This is a genomic window from Phenylobacterium sp. (assembly GCF_004799395.1).
Classification (GTDB): Bacteria; Pseudomonadota; Alphaproteobacteria; order Caulobacterales; family Caulobacteraceae; genus Phenylobacterium.
The window spans coordinates 1-2,370 of sequence record NZ_SSMZ01000037.1; the positions used below are offsets into that span (position 1 = coordinate 1).

Below are 2,370 nucleotides of genomic sequence, written 5' to 3' on the forward strand. Positions count from 1 at the left end.
GCACGATCGCTACGTCCAGGCCGCGATCACCGCCGGCGCCGTGCGCCGCGCCTATCTGAAGGGCCTGGTCCATGACCGGCGCGCCCGCGAGCTCATGACTTGGCGTCGCCGGCGGATTGCAGCCCTTGGCCTCGCCCAGGCCCTTCAGATAGGCGCGGCGCACGGCGCCGGCGGTGATCGCGGCCTGGACGTAGCGATCGTGCTGCTCGGCGCCGGAGAGCTTGCGAATCCAGCCGCGGAACGGGATCACGTCGCTGGCCGCGCCGGAGGCGACGGTCAGAGCGGTCATCCTGCCCTTCTCGACCATGCCTTCCTCCTTCTGGGTCGGCGCGTCGAGGTCGTCGCCCAGGGCGTCGTCCAGCGGTCCCAGCCCGTCCAGCAGGTCCGTGCAGCGTCCTGCGCCAGGCCGGTCATAGGGATCGGCCATGGCCTGCAACAGCGCCGGCGGGATCTTGGTGCGAAGGACGTTGAGGTCGCGCAGGGGCGATTCCGCCACGCCCTTGACGCCCGAGCGATTGGCCTCCGCGGTGGTCTCCACCTTCGACTCGCCGTTGTTGGGTTCGGTGACACAGCCGCACAGCCCAAGGGCCGCGGCGCTGAGGAGGAGGGCGTTCGCGTATCGCATCGACCGGCACCTTAAGGCACATCCAGGCAAGTTCAGGGCGGTCGCGCACTTGCGCGCGCACGGAGCGGCGCCTAAGGTCCGCGCCGCTTCGCCAGGGCTGTTCTAAGGCCCGCTCGCGTCGTGGGCCGGTAGCTCAGTGGTAGAGCATTCGACTTTTAATCGAATGGTCGTGAGTTCGAACCTCACCCGGCCTACCAGAGCATATTTTTGTATGCTCCCCCCTTGTAGGGACTGAAAATTCAGCAGTTCCTGTCAGCGTCTCGCCGACCCCGCCGCTCCAATCCGCCATATCCCCGCGCGGAAATCGGCGGCGGGCAGACGCTTCGGTTCCGGGTCGCGGTGCGGTCTCCACCTTCTCCAAAGATCCTAGCGCCCTGCGGCCGGCGGGTGGGCCTCCACGTAGCGGGCGCCCTGCAGCATGCCGGGCAGCGAGTTGTTCCCCTCGTGGCAGGCGTACTCGTAGATCGGCTCGGCCAACGGCGTGAAGAGCATCTCGCCGCGCCAGGCCTCGCGGTAGTTGGCCGGATCCTCGACGGTGAAGGCGTAGCGGATCTCGCCCTTGGCGGTGCGGGTGAAGCGTTCGACCACATGGGCGTCCGGGCCGATCAGGAATACCGGCGCGCGGAAGGATTCCTCCGGCCGGAAGCCCACGGTGTCCACCACCAGGGTCGCACCTTCCCAATGGCCGACGGAGTCGCCCGTCCAGACATGGCCGCCGGGCGCGTCGTGGCGGCCGCCCAGGCGGACTATGCGCAGGTCGGTGTTGATCTCCGACTGGATCACCACCGCATCCTTGGTCTGCACGATGCGGTATCCCGCGGCGAAGGGGGAGTTCTGCATCGGCGGCGACAGGGCCGAGAAGGTGGGGGTCAGACAGCGTTCGCTGGTGTTGCGCGACTCCGGGCCGTCGAAGTCCGCGAAGGCCTTCGCCCGGATCACCCTGCGCCGCTCCAGCCCCGCGTCGGTGTAGGGAACGCGCCCGTCCTTGGTGCTGGTGATCCAGGCGGTGCGCATCTGGCGGTCGATCACCGCCAGGCGCCCGTGGGGCCACCATTCCGACTCGCGGCCGCCGAGGTTGTCGTCGGGGATGATGTTGTCCCATACCGCCTTCTCGATCGCCGCCAGGTCATCGGTCTTGCCCACCACCGCGGGTACGCCGGCCGGCCGCTCCAGGTGGGTCAGCGAGAAGTTGGTCCACTGGCCCTGCAGGTTGGGCGCGCCCCAGGATGTGCGTGGCGCATGGTAGGCCTGCGTGGGCGCTGCGGCGGCGGTCGTGGCGAGGGCGACTGAGGCGAGCACGGCGGCCCACCCACCGGCCGCTCTGCGATAGACAGATCCCGCCATGGCTTCCTCCAGGCCGAAGCTTAGCTATAACGCCGTTTGCTCGGCGGCGCGCAATTTTCCTGTGAGCTTCCCCGATAGGATCGAAAACCCAACAGCGGTTGAAACGAGGACGGAGGCCCTGTTCATGTTCGGCGCGGCATACAGCTGGTCCGCGGCCATTAGGTCTTGGACCGTTGGACTTTCGTCGACAACGGCAAGCCCCTGGAGGTGCGCACGCCCCGGACGCTGTCGACCAACAGCGAGGTCATCCACCACTGGATCCTAGCCGGCCACGGCCTCGGTATGAAGGCTCTTTGGAACGTTGAAGGGGACCTAGCCACCGCGCGACTGGTCGAGCTTCTGGCGCCCTACCGCGGCAGCGAGATCAACCTCTATGTAATATATCGGACACGGACACGGAC

The 2,370-nt window shown here is 67.6% G+C and carries 3 protein-coding genes and 1 tRNA gene; 2 read left to right on the top strand and 2 right to left on the bottom strand.

Annotated features, from left to right (window positions below):
- The coding region (locus tag E8A12_RS02655) for a hypothetical protein (RefSeq protein ID WP_293366209.1) at positions 1-625 on the bottom strand (625 nt) is incomplete at its 3' end.
- A gap of 122 nt (positions 626-747) precedes the next feature.
- Here E8A12_RS02655 and E8A12_RS02660 point away from each other — a divergent pair.
- Positions 748-822: transfer RNA gene (locus E8A12_RS02660), tRNA-Lys, on the top strand.
- Between the two features lie 169 nt (positions 823-991).
- Here the strand turns inward: E8A12_RS02660 and E8A12_RS02665 are convergent.
- Positions 992-1,969, bottom strand: coding sequence for a hypothetical protein (locus E8A12_RS02665; protein WP_293366210.1), 978 nt, complete (start codon positions 1,967-1,969; stop codon positions 992-994).
- Positions 1,970-2,134: 165 nt separating this feature from the next.
- On the opposite strand from E8A12_RS02665, the gene E8A12_RS02670 reads away from it, so the two are divergent.
- On the top strand, positions 2,135-2,370 hold a 236-nt coding region (locus E8A12_RS02670; protein WP_293366211.1), incomplete at its 3' end, for a hypothetical protein.